This window comes from Saccharicrinis sp. GN24d3, assembly GCF_052400645.1.
Taxonomy (GTDB): domain Bacteria; phylum Bacteroidota; class Bacteroidia; order Bacteroidales; family Marinilabiliaceae; genus Saccharicrinis.
Window position 1 is genome coordinate 1 of the sequence record NZ_JBQTGI010000015.1, and the last position, 16,527, is coordinate 16,527.

14 protein-coding genes are annotated in these 16,527 nt (G+C 42.7%); all 14 read right to left on the reverse strand.

Translation table 11 applies throughout. The features are described from left to right. Positions 1–153: 153 nt before the first annotated feature. The 14 genes from ACT29I_RS17325 to ACT29I_RS17390 all read right to left on the reverse strand — a co-directional run bounded on the left by ACT29I_RS17325 (position 154) and on the right by ACT29I_RS17390 (position 16,525). The gene (locus ACT29I_RS17325; RefSeq protein WP_430935284.1) at positions 154–600 is read right to left on the reverse strand and encodes a GatB/YqeY domain-containing protein; all 447 of its coding nucleotides are present in this window, start codon (positions 598–600) and stop codon (positions 154–156) included. A gap of 186 nt (positions 601–786) precedes the next feature. Further along, positions 787–2,280, reverse strand: coding sequence for a cell division protein FtsZ (gene ftsZ, locus ACT29I_RS17330; protein WP_430935282.1), 1,494 nt, complete (start codon positions 2,278–2,280; stop codon positions 787–789). Positions 2,281–2,399: 119 nt separating this feature from the next. Beyond that, the gene (gene ftsA, locus ACT29I_RS17335) at positions 2,400–3,746 is read right to left on the reverse strand and encodes a cell division protein FtsA (RefSeq protein ID WP_430935280.1); all 1,347 of its coding nucleotides are present in this window, start codon (positions 3,744–3,746) and stop codon (positions 2,400–2,402) included. A 3-nt stretch (positions 3,747–3,749) separates the two neighbouring features. Further along, entirely contained in the window at positions 3,750–4,544 is a 795-nt protein-coding gene (locus ACT29I_RS17340) for a cell division protein FtsQ/DivIB (RefSeq protein ID WP_444794015.1), read from the reverse strand. 218 nt (positions 4,545–4,762) lie between these two features. Further along, a complete protein-coding gene (gene murC / locus ACT29I_RS17345) occupies positions 4,763–6,136 on the reverse strand; it encodes a UDP-N-acetylmuramate--L-alanine ligase (protein ID WP_444794016.1) in 1,374 nt (457 codons plus the stop codon). A gap of 2 nt (positions 6,137–6,138) precedes the next feature. Then, entirely contained in the window at positions 6,139–7,224 is a 1,086-nt protein-coding gene (gene murG / locus ACT29I_RS17350; RefSeq protein WP_430935274.1) for an undecaprenyldiphospho-muramoylpentapeptide beta-N-acetylglucosaminyltransferase, read from the reverse strand. A 69-nt stretch (positions 7,225–7,293) separates the two neighbouring features. After that, entirely contained in the window at positions 7,294–8,475 is a 1,182-nt protein-coding gene (locus ACT29I_RS17355) for an FtsW/RodA/SpoVE family cell cycle protein (protein WP_430935272.1), read from the reverse strand. 29 nt (positions 8,476–8,504) lie between these two features. Beyond that, on the reverse strand, positions 8,505–9,845 hold the full coding sequence (murD, locus tag ACT29I_RS17360; RefSeq protein ID WP_444794017.1) for a UDP-N-acetylmuramoyl-L-alanine--D-glutamate ligase: 1,341 nt from the start codon (positions 9,843–9,845) through the stop codon (positions 8,505–8,507). 5 nt (positions 9,846–9,850) lie between these two features. Further along, a complete protein-coding gene (gene mraY, locus ACT29I_RS17365) occupies positions 9,851–11,083 on the reverse strand; it encodes a phospho-N-acetylmuramoyl-pentapeptide-transferase (RefSeq protein ID WP_430935268.1) in 1,233 nt (410 codons plus the stop codon). Positions 11,084–11,132: 49 nt separating this feature from the next. Continuing rightward, on the reverse strand, positions 11,133–12,593 hold the full coding sequence (locus ACT29I_RS17370; protein WP_444794018.1) for a UDP-N-acetylmuramoyl-L-alanyl-D-glutamate--2,6-diaminopimelate ligase: 1,461 nt from the start codon (positions 12,591–12,593) through the stop codon (positions 11,133–11,135). 2 nt (positions 12,594–12,595) lie between these two features. Beyond that, on the reverse strand, positions 12,596–14,704 hold the full coding sequence (locus ACT29I_RS17375) for a penicillin-binding protein (protein WP_444794019.1): 2,109 nt from the start codon (positions 14,702–14,704) through the stop codon (positions 12,596–12,598). Positions 14,705–14,760: 56 nt separating this feature from the next. After that, positions 14,761–15,141, reverse strand: a complete 381-nt coding sequence (locus ACT29I_RS17380; RefSeq protein WP_444794020.1) for an FtsL-like putative cell division protein — start codon at positions 15,139–15,141, stop codon at positions 14,761–14,763. A gap of 2 nt (positions 15,142–15,143) precedes the next feature. Further along, entirely contained in the window at positions 15,144–16,049 is a 906-nt protein-coding gene (gene rsmH, locus ACT29I_RS17385; protein WP_444794021.1) for a 16S rRNA (cytosine(1402)-N(4))-methyltransferase RsmH, read from the reverse strand. Then, positions 16,049–16,525, reverse strand: a complete 477-nt coding sequence (locus ACT29I_RS17390; RefSeq protein WP_444794022.1) for a division/cell wall cluster transcriptional repressor MraZ — start codon at positions 16,523–16,525, stop codon at positions 16,049–16,051. Before ACT29I_RS17390 ends, rsmH begins: the two co-directional genes overlap by 1 nt. Between the last annotated feature and the right edge of the window lie 2 nt (positions 16,526–16,527).

Genomic DNA, 16,527 nt, shown 5'->3' on the forward strand with positions numbered 1-16,527 from the left:
TATGCCTCGTTTCGGTAATGCCTTGTTTTATTGTACTTGCAATGCTCATGACGAACCTCCAATACATAATCCGGGTTTAAACCAAAAAAAACGCAAATCCCAAAACTGAGACTTGCGTTTAATTCATGACATCCATTTCGGTTTTCGGGAAACCTAGGCATTCAGTATTTTTTTAACCAGGTCAGCGATCTCTTTACCGTCGGCTTTACCACCCAATTCTTTGGAAGCCATCCCCATAACTTTACCCATCTCTTTTATGGATGCGGCTCCTGATTTTTCAACGATAGCAGCCACCAACTTTTCCAGTTCGGCCCCGGTGATCTGCTCCGGCAAAAACCTGGCAATCACCTCTGCTTCGGCTGTTTCCTTTTCTGCCAAATCCTCACGACCTTGATCCACAAAAATGGCAGCGGCATCTTTACGCTGCTTCACCATTTTTTGCATGATTTTTAGTCCTGCCTCTTCAGTCACCTCTTCACTGGAAGCCGTATTGGCTTCAATCAGTTCTTTCTTTATTCCGCGCAAAGCCTCCAAGGTAACCTTATCCTTGGCTTTCATGGCTGTTTTTATTTCTTGCGATATTTGTTCCAGTAATGTCATCACGCTTATTTTAATTTAATTTTAATACCCACTGAATATAGACATCCACTAGCATACTTGCCATTCCCGCTCCACCATATCAGCGTTTGCAATTGGTTTTTTAATGGATTTATCTTATTTCCGACGCAACAAAGCGCTGTCAAACTATACAGATCGTTGATGTGTCGGTCTTATTTGAGTTCCTCACTAATCCACATTATCGTGTAGATATGGATTATCGCGCATAATTTTAGTTTTACCATCCTTGCCTTCCGAGATTGTAAATCTTGAAACCTTATACTGCGAATCATCTCCGTCAGGAATATCGACCTGCTTCGATTTTTTGCGCTTATATGCCGGCACATTTTCAATACGTTCAATATACCTGTCATCCTCCATTTCCTCCGATGAGATAGAAAAACGCTCTCCTATTCCTGTCGATATCCTACTTTGCAAATTCCCCAATGTCAAATCAGGTTCTTTTTCCTCTACCGTTTTTTTTCGGACAGTATCTTTATAAAAAAGATTAATTCTTTCTTCTTTCGCTTTCTCAATAGCATCAAAATCCACGACTCTTGAAGTCCCTTCGTCCGGCTCATCCAGATCGAGCACTACATGTTCTTCATCTGCCATATCCACCACTTCTTCTTCACTCACCTCCCCCTCATCGTCTGCTAAAGAAAAACGTTGAACTTTCGGCTCGTTTCTCTGGGAAAATTCGGCAATGTTTTTGGTGTTGAAACCGGTAGCTATAATGGTAACGCTAACATTATTCTCCAATTTTTCGTTCGTGCCCGTTCCCCATATGATGGAGGCACTCATCCCCACTGTTTCCTGCACAAAATCGGTGACCTCACCAACCTCGTCCATGGTAATTTCTTCCACGCCCGAAGTAATGTTAAGTAAAATATTTTGTGCTCCACAGATATCATTGCTGTTTAACAATGGCGACTCCAACGCTTGCTGAATAGCCAGCAATGCTCTATTATCGCCGGAAGCAGAGGAACTGCCCATAATGGCCACTCCACTATTTTTCATCACGGTTTCCACATCGGCAAAGTCGACATTTATATAGCCGTGAACCGTAATGATTTCAGCTATTCCCTTGGCTGCGGTTGACAGCACGTCATCCGCTTTGGAGAAGGCATTGGATAGTTTTAGATCACCGTACATCTCGCGCAGCTTCTCATTGTTGATCACCAGGAGCGAGTCCACGTTCTTCTCCATTTCGGCTATTCCATCCAAAGCCTGGTTTATTCTTAATTTCCCTTCGAACTTAAACGGAATGGTAACAATACCGACGGTGAGAATACCCATATCGCGGGCTGCCTTAGCGATAATCGGGGCAGCGCCAGTTCCTGTTCCACCACCCATACCGGCGGTGATAAAAACCATTTTGGTGTTGTCCTGCAATACTTTTTCAACCTCACCGATATTCTCGATGGCCGCTTGCTTTCCTTTTTCCGGTTTGTTTCCTGCACCGCGTCCTTCGGTGAGCGACTCGCCCAATTGAATTTTTATAGGCACCGAGCTATTTTCCAATGCTTGCTCATCCGTATTGCATACTATAAAGTTCACATCTTTAATACCCTGATTGAACATGTGATTTACCGCATTGCTACCACCACCTCCAACTCCAATTACTTTAATAATACAATCGCGGTTTTGAGGTATATCGAAATTCATTAACTCCTCGCTCATGTTTTTTGTTTTTTAGATATCCTGCCCTACAAAGACAGGACACATAACTACATGTTATTATAATATATTCAGGCCTGAGCCAGCTGGCTTAGCAGTTGGCTTAGGCGAGCAGCTATTTGCTACATCTCCACATCTTTCTCGTCAAATATTCCTGCTATGGTCTTTTTAAAACTTCCAAACAGGTCTCCTGTCGTATATTCGGGTTTTTCTCTGCGTTTTTTCTCTTTACGCGGCTGGGATGTCACTTTTCTGCTTTGAACTTCGGCATCTTGAAATTCATCGGAAAACAACTCTTGCTCAACCACCTTTTTAACCGGATTATCCATGGCACTCAACAGCAGCCCGATACTGGTCGAATACATTGGTTTGCCGGCATCTTCCACATTGTTCTCTGCCAGATATTTGTTAGGTATACCAATACGTACCTCGAGTCCTGTGCGGAACTTCACCAGCTGCGGCAGGTTTTTCAACAACGAGCCACCACCTGTTATCACAATCCCCGCACCCAACTTATCGTAAAGTTTAGAAGATTCTATTTGATACATCACATAATCCACAATCTCTTCCATACGAGCTTGGATAATGTATGCCAGCGATTTAAAAGATATTTCCTTGGGCTCCCAACCTTCAATTCCAGGTATGGTAACCACCATATCCTCACGTTCCAGGTCGCCCAAGGCAGAACCAAATTGAGTTTTCAATGATTCAGCTTGTTTTTGCAATACCGCACAACCTTCTTTCACATCTGAAGTTACCACATTACCTCCAAACGGAATTACGGCTGTATGCTGAATGACCCCATCGTAAAATACGGCCACATCGGTTGTACCACCACCAATATCCACCAATACCACGCCGGCCTCTTTTTCCTCATCTGTCAGCACCGACCGTGCCGATGCCATTGGTTCCAGGATCAGATGATTCAGCTTTAAACCTACACGGTTGATGCACTTCTCGATGTTATTAACCGAAGCAATCCTTCCCAAAACGATATGATAATTACCCTCTAAACGACGGCCAGACATGCCGATGGGATTTTTGACTCCCGCTTCGTTATCCACCACATAATCCTGCGAAAAAACATGCAAAATATTTTCACCCGCTTCCAAAGGAATCTTGAAGTTATCCTTATATAACTGATCCACGTCGTACTGTGTTATTTCGTGACTCGTTTCTATATATCGGTAACCTCTGTTTCGCAAGCTTTTAATATGCTGACCGGCAATACCCACGTAAACCTCGTGCAATTTAACGTCATATTTGGCCTCTACATTAAAAACCAAATCCTTGATAGCATTCACCGTTTCCTCAATATTAAGCACAACCCCCCTCTTCACACCTGTCGACGGTACTTTTTCTATACCGACAATGTGCATTCTACCGTGCTCAGTTTTTTGTCCAACAACAGCTACAATTTTTGTGGTACCGATGTCGATAGCAGCAATTAAATTGGAAGTATCACTCATATGTTATTTTTTTGTACAAATTATTTGACCTTCGAACTGTAAATTAATTTCTTTGTAATTATTCCACTCCCTGGGATGCAATCCTTTGCGATACAGTGCATATAGATTCCTCATCTTGACCGGATAATTTTCGAGCGACCCCAAATAAATAATTTGATCGCCAACACGGGGAGCCAAAGAGAACTCTCCGTTTTGTTCAACATATACTTGCTCTATTTGCGCATTCCAGAACTCATTTGACTTGATGAATCTTGCAAATTCAATCACCTCAAACAGACTATCCAACTTGTTAACATGTCCGCTTATCACTAATACATGTGCAGCATAGCTATCAAACAAAGGCATTTTTTCACCTTCCTCATCAATGTAATACGAAGAGAGCCCTGAAAACACCCTACATAACGGTTTCCTTTGCTCCAGCCTCACATTCAAATGGCCTCCAACAGTGTAATAGGCCTCACACTCGCTGACTGCCTCATGCTTTTTTATGAAATGCTCAATCTCCTCACAATCTATGGCTTCCAGCTTACCACCTAAAACATTGGGATATTTATTGAGCAGCACATTACGCATTTGGGTTGAGGTAATAAAACCAGCTTCGATGCTGTCGTTGACCACAACATGTATGTCGGAGCAAACCACCTTACTTTTACCATTTGAAACAAAAGCAAAAAGCACGGGAAAGTATGCTATCACCAATCCCCACAGTATCATATTTTTAACTTTAGCTACCATTATCCTCTTACCTACTTCAACCCGTTTAAATATATTTGAATAAACAAAACTTACTTCTATCAAAGCCTGCTTTTTTATAAACAATCGGCAGGTTTTTATTAACGATTAACGAATATAGTTTTCCAAAATATGGGAAAGCGTTTCCATGAAATGCATTTACGGGTAAAATCCCGCCTCGATTTTATTTTAAAAACGCAGTAGATTCAACCTCTGTATATCTATAAAAAACAATCTATTCAATTCATTCACTCTGATTGTTACAAAACAATATATTTTAAATTTCACTTTAGAACCTCAACAACCTTATCAATTTCCTTATCGATATCACCGGCACCCATCATTAACAAAACTTCCGGCTTCATTGACTTTATTTCCTTTATCAATTCTTTTTTAATCGTCAACCTTTTCACCGGCAAGTCTACCAAATCCAAAATAAGCTTCGATGTGACCCCCTTCATTGGTTTTTCCCGTGCCGGATAAATATCAAGCATGATGAGTTCATCCAATTTGCCCAGGCTTTGCGCAAACTCTTTATAAAAGTCATTCGTTCTGGAAAACAAATGGGGCTGAAAGACACCCGTCACCTTACTATCCGGGTACAACGCCCGAACGGATCGAATCGTGGCTTTTATCTCTTCGGGATGATGGGCATAATCATCAATCAGCACCAGGTCATCACGTTTAATCCGATAATCGAACCTGCGTCTGATTCCTTTAAATTCAGACAAGGCCGACCTTATCTCCATGCCCGTAGCCCCAACCCAATAGGCTACCGAACAAGCACCCACCGCATTTTCAACATTGACCAGGCCCGGAACGCCTACTGTAATATCTTCAATCAACACGCCCTGTGCATTCAAATCAAAATGATAAAGACCATCCACCAAACGAATGTTTTCGGCAAAAAAATCCGCTTCTTTATCTTCCAAGGAATAAGTTATATGCTTCACGCCTTCACCTGCCTTAAACGCCAGATCGATCTCCTTTTTGGTAAGCAGAATACCACCCGGCTTCACCAAATAGGCAAATTCCTGAAACGACTCTTTCACCGAACTATCGTTGCCATACACATCCAAATGATCGGCATCTGCACTTGAAACCAAAGCCAAATAAGGCTTCAACCTCAAAAAAGAGCGATCAAATTCATCTGCTTCCAAAACCACAAAGTCGGACTTATCCGAAAGCAACAAATTTGTTTTATAGTTCTGGGACACCCCTCCCAAAAATGCACTACAGCCTACATTTGACTGCTTTAACAAATGTGCAATCATGGTTGATATTGTCGTTTTCCCATGCGTTCCGGCCACACAAATACCTTTGTGCTGATGGGTTAGCAACCCCAACACTTCGGACCGCTTTTTCACGGTAAACAAATGTTCTTTAAAATAAGTCAATTGTTTATGGTCGGGAGACACCGCCGGGGTATATACCACCAATGTGTATACCGGATTTTTATAATCACCCGCTATCAACTCCACTTTATCCTCAAAATGAATTTCAATCCCTTCTTTCTGCAGCTCGCCAATCAAAACAGTTTCTGTACGGTCGTATCCAGCCACCGCATATCCATTGGCCTTAAAGTAACGCGCCAGGGCACTCATGCCAATCCCGCCAATTCCAATTAAATAAACACTATTTACCCTACTAAAATCCATTTTTATCTCTTAACCAACTTACATATTTCTTCTACAATTACTTTAGCGGCATCGGGCATTGCAAATTTTTTAACATTACGTTTCAACCGTTCAAGTTCCTCGTCATTATTTAACAGCGCCAACACTTTTGCCACCAGTTCATCTGACACGTTTTTATCCGCCACTATTTCGGCCGCCCCCTCTTTCACCAATGCCATGGCGTTTTTGGTCTGATGATCTTCCGACACGTTAGGCGACGGCACAAACACCGCCGCTTTTCCCAGCAAGGCTATTTCCGAGATGGACGAAGCGCCTGCCCTGGAAACCACCACATCAGCCAACGCAAATGCTGCTTCCATTCTATCTACAAAAGCCATGATTTTTATGTTCTCATTTTCGGGAACGGCATCCTTTATCTTCCCGTAATAATATTTACCTGTTTGCCAGATCAGCTGAACGCCTTCTTTTTCCAGCCGCCCGTAGCCTGCCTCAATCCCTTCGTTGATTGTCCTGGCTCCCAGGCTTCCTCCGGTTACAAACACCACTTTTTTATTTGGGTCAAGCCCGAAATATTCAGCGGCCTCTTTCCTGCTCACTTTACCCAACAAGTTTTGCCGTATGGGATTACCCGTTCGTATAATCTTATCCTTTGGAAAAAATCGTTCCATTTCGGGATAGGCAACACATATTTTACTCACCTTTTTTGACAATATCTTGTTCGTTACACCCGGATATGAATTCTGCTCCTGGATAACGGTAGGAATATTTCTATTGGTCGCCACCCGCAAAACCGGGCCACTCGCATAGCCACCAACACCTACCACCACATCCGGTTTAAACTGCCGCACCACCCGTCGCGCCTTCATCATACTTGCCGCCAATTTAAAAAAGAAGGTCACGTTTTTCAAGGTAAGTCTACGCTGGAAACCCGCCACAGGTAAACCCACAATTTCATATCCTGCCGCCGGTACCTTTTCCATCTCCATCTTCCCTTCGGCCCCAACAAATAATATTTGTATTGACGAATCCAATTCTTTTAAAGCATTCGCTATTGAAACTGCCGGAAATATATGTCCTCCGGTTCCTCCTCCACTTATTATCACCTTCATAACTTATTCGACTTAATATTACAAGACTAGAGACAATTGACTGATTTAACCCGCCATATGCATTAGAAATTAAACACCAGCTACCTCCGCTTCTTCTTTTAAACGCTGCGCTTCTTCCATATTATTTCTGCTGACCGCCAAAATAGCGCCCATAGCAATACAGGTAAATATAATAGACGTACCCCCCATGCTTACCAATGGCAACGGTTGTCCGGTAACCGGAAATATACCTACCGCTACACCCATATTAAAAAAGCCCTGGAACACCAGCAGGTATGACAAGCCGATGGCTAAAAAAGCCGGAAACGTACGTGTGCTCCCACGGACAATCACACCTGCCCTAAACAAGAACACTACGTAACACATGATTACAAAGAAGGCCCCAATTGTCCCCCATTCCTCAACTATGATCGCAAAAATAAAATCGCTATACGGGTGAGGCAGAAAGTTTCGTTGCTTACTGTTCCCCGGACCTTTGCCAAACAAGCCGCCGGTTGCGACCGCCATTTGTGCCTGTCGGGATTGGTAACTCCCCTCCGACTCCTGGTCTTCATCGTTTACAAATCTTTCGATACGTGCTTTCCAGGTTTCGGCCCTATGTAAGAATGGCAAATAAGGTGATGCCAAAAACAAAATAGTGACCAACATAACTACCACCCCAACTGTTCCGAACAAATATTTGAATGGCACACGACCAATAAACATCAGTAAAAATGCGATAAATCCAATCAAAAAGGCCGTAGAGAAATCTTCCGTAAAAATGAGCAGGCACACGATTCCGACATAAGTCATGATGGGTTTAAACGCCCCTTTGGCCCCATGCTCATCGTCCTGGTTACGGGCAAGCGTTCGGGCGATGTACATGATCAAAGCTAACTTTGCCAATTCGGAAGGCTGAAACGAAATACCGATACCCGGAACCGTCAGCCACCGCGAGGCCTGATTCAGGCTTATACCAGTAGCCAGGGTTATAAGAAGTAACCCAATGGAAACCCATAATGCCACCGTGGCATATTTGGCAAACATCCGGTAATCCATCTGGTGAATCCCCCAAATTACAGCAATCCCTACCAACAGAAACACAAAATGCTTGAGCATATAGTAATACGTATTCCCTCCCTGGTACTTGTACGCCAACGAACCGGTTGAACTGTATACAGCCAACAACGAAACAGCCGCCAACATGGCTATCACCCCCCACAATATGGGGTCTCCTTTAAAGTACTTTTGTAAGGTAGCCTTTAGTCCCATTTAATTATATTCAATTAGTACAAACAGTACTACAGATTTCTAACACATTCTTTAAACAAACGACCACGCTCTTCGTAATTCTCAAACAAATCGAAACTCGCACAGGCCGGGGATAACAATACCGAATCACCTTTATCCCCTAAATAATAAGCTGACTTAACAGCCTCGGCCATACTGGAAACTTCAACAATAGTTGGCACGACTCCCTTAAAGCTTTCCATCAGTTTTTTATTATCAGTGCCCAAACACACCAAAGCTTTCACCTTTTTTTTAGCCAGCTCTATTATGTCGGAGTAATCATTTCCTTTATCCACTCCCCCTGCAATCCATATCACCTTGGTATCCATACTCTCCAATGCATACCACGACGAGTTAACATTGGTAGCCTTGGAGTCATTGATAAAATTCATGCCCCTAACCTTCAGCACCTTTTCCAAACGATGTTCTACCCCCTTAAAGCTGAGGAGGCATTCGCGAATGCCAGGCTTTCGGATTTGAAACAGATGTGCAACGATACCCGCTGCCATCGTATTATAACGATTGTGCTGTCCCTGAATGGCCAGCTGCTCCATAAATACACTCATGGCATCCCCCTTTAGATTAAACACTATTTTGTCATCTTGAAAAAAAGCTCCCTCACGGATCTCTTTAAAATTTGAAAACGGTAACTGTTGCGCCTTTATATCACGCACTTGCAACTCCCGTGAAATATTTTCATCGTCCAAACAATAAATAAAATAGTCATCCGCTGTTTGGTTTTGGATAATTTTAAATTTAGAAGCAATGTAATTTTCCATTTTGTAATCATACCTGTCCAGGTGATCCGGTGTGATATTTAACAAGACAGCTATATCTGCTTTAAAATCAAACATTCCATCTAGCTGAAAACTACTCAACTCCAACACGTACCAATCCTTAGCCTTTTCAACCGCTATTTGGCGGGCCAGGCTGTGCCCAATATTCCCGGCCAAGCCAACTTTTAATCCTGCACCTGTCAATACATGATAAGTCAGCAGGGCGGTAGTGGTTTTTCCGTTGCTTCCGGTGATTGCCACAAATTTTGCATCGGTATGTCTTGCTGCAAATTCTATCTCCGAAACAACAGGAATCTTCCGCTCCCTTAACGCCTTTATTATTGGAACTGAATCAGGAATTCCAGGACTTTTCACCACTTCATCTGCCCTATAAATTTTATCTTTCGAATGCTGTTCCTGCTCATACACTATCCGATTGTCATCCAACTCCTTTTTAAAAGCCTCTTTTATAGTTGACTTATCAGACACAAAAACATCATATCCTTGCTTTTGTGCCAACAACGCTGCACCTACACCGCTTTCTCCGGCCCCTAATATGACAATCCGCCTTCTCACTATTCCTATCTTACTTTAAGTGTTACAATTGTTAATACCGCCAGAATAATTCCTACAATCCAAAATCGGGTCACAATCTTAGATTCTGTATATCCCATCTTTTGATAATGATGATGCAATGGTGCCATTTTAAAAACCCTACGACCTTCACCATATCTCTTTTTAGTGTATTTAAACCATGATACCTGGATCATGACTGAGATATTCTCCACCAGGAAAATCCCACAAAGGATAGGAATCAACAATTCCGTTTTAATGATAATGGCAAAAACCGCAATTATACCACCCAGTGTCAAACTACCGGTATCCCCCATAAAAACCTGGGCCGGGAAAGAGTTATACCATAAAAATCCGATAGTGGCACCGATAAAGGCACTCATAAAAATCACCAGCTCCGCCGATTGCGGGATATACATTATATTAAGATATTCGGCAAATACGGTGTTACTGGAAACATAGGCAAGTATACCCAGTGTGGTACCAATGATGGCGGATGTCCCCGTTGCCAGGCCATCCAAACCGTCGGTCATATTAGCGCCATTAGACACCGCAGTGATGACAAAAATAACTGCCAGCACAAACACCACCCATCCCCACTTGGCAGCACTTTCCCCCATAAAACTCACAAACCAGGCATAGTCGAACCGGTTGTTTTTCATGAATGGAATCGTTGTTTGGGTAGTTTTAATATCCACGGTTGCCGGACGTTCAACCTGCTCACCCGCGTCGTTGGTCACAACAATTGTTTCGCCGGGAATTTTCTCTCTCACCACAACCGAATCACTAGACCACAAAGTCAAACCAACAATCAGTCCCAGTCCTATTTGACCGATGATTTTGAAACGCCCTGCGAGACCTTCCTTATTCTTTTTAAATACTTTAATATAGTCATCTAAAAAACCAATCACCCCCAACCAAACGGTAGACACCAGCATCAAGATAATATAAACATTGGACAGCTTGGCAAACAGGAGGGTTGGGATTAGTATTGATGCAATTATGATGACTCCGCCCATTGTTGGCGTCCCTTTTTTTGCATATTGCCCTTCGAGATTTAAATCACGAACGACTTCCCCAATCTGCTTTTTCTGCAACAGATTGATCACGCGCTTACCGTAAATGGTACCTATCAAAAGGGAAAAAATCACGGCCAAACCCGAACGGAACGAAATATATTGAAACATTCCTGCTCCGGGAATATCCATCTGCTCCAAGTATTCAAAAAGATAGTACAACATACTTTTGTTTCTTAACCTATAAAAACACGATTACAATAAGACTCTCGACTTATGATATCATTTTAAAAATTTCCTTAATCACTTCTCTATCATCAAAATGATGTTTCACCCCTGCTATTTCCTGATAATCTTCATGTCCTTTGCCCGCCACCAAAATAATATCGCCACGCTTCGACAACATGCAAGCCGTTTTAATGGCCTCTTTTCTGTCAATGATCGACACCACTTTTATTCGATTTTCAAAATCCACCCCTTCCATCATATCATCTACAATAGCTTGCGGATTTTCCGATCTGGGATTATCCGAAGTCAATATCACCCTGTTACTTCCCAATACAGCCACCCTGGCCATCTCGGACCGCTTAGATTTATCTCTGTCGCCACCGGCCCCTACAACTGTAACCAATTCCTGTCCCAGCTGACGGATTTGATTGATGGTTTCTATCACATTTTTTAACGCATCCGGGGTGTGGGCATAATCCACAACCGCCGTAATACCCGACCTGGAACGTATAGTCTGAAACCTCCCATCTACCGAATGCAAGCGGCTTAAACTCAACAACACCTCTTCTTTATCTCTGCCTAAAGACATCGCAGTTCCATATACCGCCAATAAATTCTGTGCATTGAACTTTCCTATAAAGGGGGTCCATACCTCATTATTATTAATTAACAGTTGCATCCCCTCGAACATACTCTCCACAATTTTTGCCTTATAGTCTGCCATTGCACGTATCGAGTACGTTTTTATACGGGCTTTGCAGTTTTGCACCATTACCATGCCGTTCTTATCGTCCACATTTATCATGGCAAAAGCATCCTTCGACAATTCGTCGAAGAAAGTTTTTTTAGCTTTCAGATAACCACTGAATGTCTTATGGTAATCCAGGTGATCATGCGTTAGGTTGGTAAAAATACCTCCCTTATATCTTAATCCTGCTATCCGTTTTTGATCGATGGCATGTGAACTCACTTCCATAAAACAATACCTACATCCTGCATCCACCATTTGGCGCATGATTTTATTCAGAGCAACCGGATCGGGTGTAGTATGCGTAGAAGCCAATTTTTTGTCGCCAATATAATTTGCCACCGTACTAAACAACCCCGATTCAAAGCCCATATCGCGAAAAAGCTCGTACAACAGGGTGGCGACGGTTGTTTTACCATTGGTTCCTGTGACTCCAATCAGCTCCAGCTCTTCCGATGGTTTTCCGTAAAAACCCGAAGCGATTTCCCCCAAGGCCAACGCGCTATCCTCAACAACCACAAAGGTGATATTAGCATAACACTCCTTGGGCAATTCTTCGCAAACCACAATAGAACAACCAGAGGCAATTGCCTTGGCAATAAAAGAATGACCATCCACATTCACCCCCCGCACCGCTACAAACAATGTATCGTCCGAAGCCTTCCGAGAATCAAAAGTGATCCCGGTAAAGACAACATCGTTGTTACCGACCAGCGTTTTCACCTGTGTCCATTCTTGTATTTGCGAAACCTTTGTCATTTCTATCCTAGCTTAATAAATACCTTTGTTCCGTTTCTCAATCTCGTTCCCGCCCGTACCGATTGGCCAATCACCCTTCCGCGTCCCGATACGATCACCTTCATCCCCAAATTCTCCAGCAGGGCAACAGCATCTTTAGCACCCATTCCTTGAACATTAGGCACCAACCCATTGGAAAACGTTTTTCTGCTAAAATTAACTTTATGCTCCTGCGCACTGGTAGAAATCCACTCCGACTGAACATCTTTACCATCAATGGTCACATTCAATTCCTCAAAGACGGCCAGCAGGTCTTCTTTTTTTCCTCCTTTGGAATAGGGAAGAATGCCTTCTGCAGGAATCTCTACCGGATGTTCGTCCAACATATCAAAACCCGAGGCATACACCCTGTCAGAAATTTGCTTAAACACCGATCCGGCTACGATATTCCCATAATACACATTATTCGATGGTCCGTTAACTACCACGATACACGAATACCGGGGTCTATCCGCAGGGAAATATCCGGCAAACGAAGCCTGATATTGCACGCCGCCATTCTTGTAGCCCCCACTCCCCTTTGCAATTTGAGCCGTACCTGTTTTTCCGGCTATCTTATAATTTTTGTTTTTTATATTCCGTCCCGTGCCGTTTTCAACCACACCCACCAATAACTCATGAACCTTTTCAATGGTTCCCAAAGAACAAATAGACGGATTCAGCACCACGGGCTCATACGATTTCACTTCCTCACCATGTTGATAAACCCCTTCCACAAAATAGGGCTTCATCATTTTCCCGTTATTGGCCACTGCATTATAGAAGGCCAATATTTGCAAGGGCGTCAATTTTGATTCATAACCAATCGAAATCCAAGGCAAAGAAACACCAGACCAAGTTTTTGATCCCGGGTACTTAATCATTGGCTCCCCCTCACCTTTAATTTCCAATCCGTGTTTCTTATTCAAACCCATAGCATAAAGCCTATCTATAAATCGTCTGGGATTTGAATTATAATTTTCAAATATCATCCTGGATATCCCAACATTGGACGATTTCTCAAAAACCTGTCGGTATGTAATTTTCCCATAGCCACCATGATGGCTATCCTTCATATTACGATCGTAAAAGCGATGGACTCCCCGCCCTGTATCAATGGAATCATCCAGATTTATATATCCATCCTCCAAAGCAGCCATGATACTGGCCAGTTTAAATGTTGACCCCGGTTCGGTGGCCTCACCTATGGCATAATTAAAATAATCCTCAATATAAACCCCTTCACTTTTCCTGTGCAGATTCACCAAAGCTTTGATAGCTCCGGTTTGAACCTCCATCAATATAGCCACCCCATGATGCGCATTATGCTTTACCAATTGTTGTCGCAAGGAATTTTCTGCGACATCCTGAATTTCAATATCTATAGAAGTAAGAATATCCATTCCGTTCTGGGGTGGCATTACCTCCTCCGGCACCCATCGTCCCGAAATACGGGTAAACGTGCTCACCCCGTTCTTGCCTTTTAAATCTTCGTTAAAAGCACGCTCCAAACCCACCATGCCACCTTTCTCTTTTTCCTCGTACAATTTTCCGATAGTACGGGAAGCCAAAATCCCAAAAGGTTTTTTACGCTGATCTAATTGCTCGGGTATGAAGCCACCGACGTTTTTGCCGAGTCGGAAAATTGGAAATTCCTTTATTTTTTTCAGTTCGGTAAACGAAACCCTTCTGCGATGGATCCGGTAATACCTTTTATGCTCCTGTCGGGCTGCAGTCAGATTGCGTTTGTAGGTATTTGCCGAGCGATCCTTAAAAAACTTCGACAAACAAATGCTCAGACTATCTATATTTTTATTAAAAATATCATTGGTAAGTCCGTGTGCCATCATATCCATATACAAACGATAACTGGGCACCGAACAAGCCAGCTTGCGACCATCACTGGCTAAAATATTACCTCTATTTGCTTCAATTTGACGTTCCTTATTGGTCATTTTTTCTTCCAAGGCACGCCACTCAGCCCCTTCAAACGCCTGCAAGTGCACCACCTTACCAAAGACAAAGACCGCCAATACTACCACTGCCAGATAGATGACACCAACTCTCCATGTTATGTCTCTTTTAATTGTCATTCTCTTAGTCTTTGTAACAAAGCACCAAATACTTGGAGTTTATTATCCTCTATGCACTAATCCGCTTTCTTTACCACAATTTTTCTTGGAGGCTCCGTTAGCTCTTGCAGCTCTACCCCCGCCTCTCTTACCTTGTTTAAAATAACAGACTGCTTACTGAAATACATCAAGTCTGATGATGTCGTAATGGCTTCAATCTGCAATTCCTGAATCTCCTTATTTAATTCTGCCGCTCTCTTGAGCAACTTTTCAACTTTAAAATGATTGGATATATACGCGAAGGCCAACATTGTTAGAAATAGGAAATAGGGCAGCTGCTGTACCACTACTTCCCTTGTAAAAATCCTGCCCGAAACAAAATCCCTGAGCGATATCTTTCTAAAAGCAACGTCGCCTGAACCAACAAACTCTTTATCTTTCCTTTTCTTTTTAGCCATAACTACAACTTTTCACATATTCGTAGCTTTGCACTTCTTGACCGAGTATTGATTTTTAATTCTTCCTCCGATGGCAAAATAGGTTTTCGACTAATCGGCTTAAACGGGACAATACTTTTACCATAAAAGTCCTTTTCGGGCTGTGTTTGCTCACAATCACCGGTTTTCATAAAGTTCTTCACCAACCTATCCTCCAGGGAATGATATGAAATCACCACCAAACGCCCCTCCTCGGCCAACACACCCTTGGTCTGCATCAACATTTCCTTTAATGCTTCCATTTCCCCATTTACCTCAATCCGAAGTGCTTGAAACACTTTGGCCAGAAACTTATTTTTATCACGGGAAGGAACGCAGGTTTCGGCTATCTCCAATAAATCCGAGATCATTTTAAAATGACTGCCCTGCCGCTTTGAAAGAATACCTCGTACTAACTTACCCGCATTCTTTATTTCGCCATAATTTTTAAATATCCGATACAGACCATCCTCTTCGTAATTATTAAGCACATCCGCAGCTGTTAAACCCGATTGCTTATTCATTCGCATATCCAGCGCGCCTTCAAAGCGAAATGAGAATCCTCTTTCCGGAGTATCAAAATGGTGAGACGAAACACCCAGGTCCGCTAAAATCCCATCCACTTTTTCTATGCCAATATATCTGAGAAAGTGTTTTAAATAACGAAAGTTGTGACGGACAAAAATCAAACGCTCATCCTCAGGTCTATTCAGATAAGCATCCTCATCTTGGTCAAACACAACAATACGACCGCCTTTCAGGTGTTTTAATATCTCCTTGGTATGTCCGCCACCTCCAAAAGTGACATCAACATACACCCCACCTTCCTTCAAATTAAGACCTTCGACACACTCCTTTAACAGAACCGGCACATGGTATACATTCTCCATTACACGCCCTCCTTTTCTTCGCTATTTGACTTTCCTCCAAGTTTAGCTTGAAGATAAGCATCCAATTCACTTTCACTCATTTCTCCTACTCCATAATCCGCACTATTCCACACTTCAATTTTCTCGTCTACCCCTGCCATCACAACCTCTTTGGGCGATTCAATAATTTGCATTAATCGTTTGGGAAATAACATTCTGCCATTTGCATCAAAAGATACCTCGGCTGCAGTTCTTACATATTGACGATAGGCTAAACTATCAGACCTGTCATGCATATTCAGCTTTGATCGAATGTCGTCAATATGCAACTCCCAGGCCGGATACGGGTACACAAACAGGCAGTTTGTATGCAGATCTTTCCTAACCACAAAACGGTTCTCCTCCATGGCATTCATCACTTTTTTAAAGTGCGAAGGCAACACGAAGCGTCCCTTTGCGTCGGCTTTACAAACAAAATCACCTATAAATGTGGCCATTA

What these genes read in the sequence shown, in the direction of transcription:
- ACT29I_RS17325 (WP_430935284.1), bottom strand. Translation starts at nt 600, where the DNA reads ATGACATTACTGGAACAAATATCGCAAGAAATAAAAACAGCCATGAAA.
- ftsZ (WP_430935282.1), bottom strand. Translation starts at nt 2,280, where the DNA reads ATGAGCGAGGAGTTAATGAATTTCGATATACCTCAAAACCGCGATTGT.
- ftsA (WP_430935280.1), bottom strand. Translation starts at nt 3,746, where the DNA reads ATGAGTGATACTTCCAATTTAATTGCTGCTATCGACATCGGTACCACA.
- murC (WP_444794016.1), bottom strand. Translation starts at nt 6,136, where the DNA reads ATGGATTTTAGTAGGGTAAATAGTGTTTATTTAATTGGAATTGGCGGG.
- murG (WP_430935274.1), bottom strand. Translation starts at nt 7,224, where the DNA reads ATGAAGGTGATAATAAGTGGAGGAGGAACCGGAGGACATATATTTCCG.
- ACT29I_RS17355 (WP_430935272.1), bottom strand. Translation starts at nt 8,475, where the DNA reads ATGGGACTAAAGGCTACCTTACAAAAGTACTTTAAAGGAGACCCCATA.
- mraY (WP_430935268.1), bottom strand. Translation starts at nt 11,083, where the DNA reads ATGTTGTACTATCTTTTTGAATACTTGGAGCAGATGGATATTCCCGGA.
- ACT29I_RS17370 (WP_444794018.1), bottom strand. Translation starts at nt 12,593, where the DNA reads ATGACAAAGGTTTCGCAAATACAAGAATGGACACAGGTGAAAACGCTG.
- ACT29I_RS17375 (WP_444794019.1), bottom strand. Translation starts at nt 14,704, where the DNA reads ATGACAATTAAAAGAGACATAACATGGAGAGTTGGTGTCATCTATCTG.
- ACT29I_RS17380 (WP_444794020.1), bottom strand. Translation starts at nt 15,141, where the DNA reads ATGGCTAAAAAGAAAAGGAAAGATAAAGAGTTTGTTGGTTCAGGCGAC.
- rsmH (WP_444794021.1), bottom strand. Translation starts at nt 16,049, where the DNA reads ATGGAGAATGTATACCATGTGCCGGTTCTGTTAAAGGAGTGTGTCGAA.
- ACT29I_RS17390 (WP_444794022.1), bottom strand. Translation starts at nt 16,525, where the DNA reads ATGGCCACATTTATAGGTGATTTTGTTTGTAAAGCCGACGCAAAGGGA.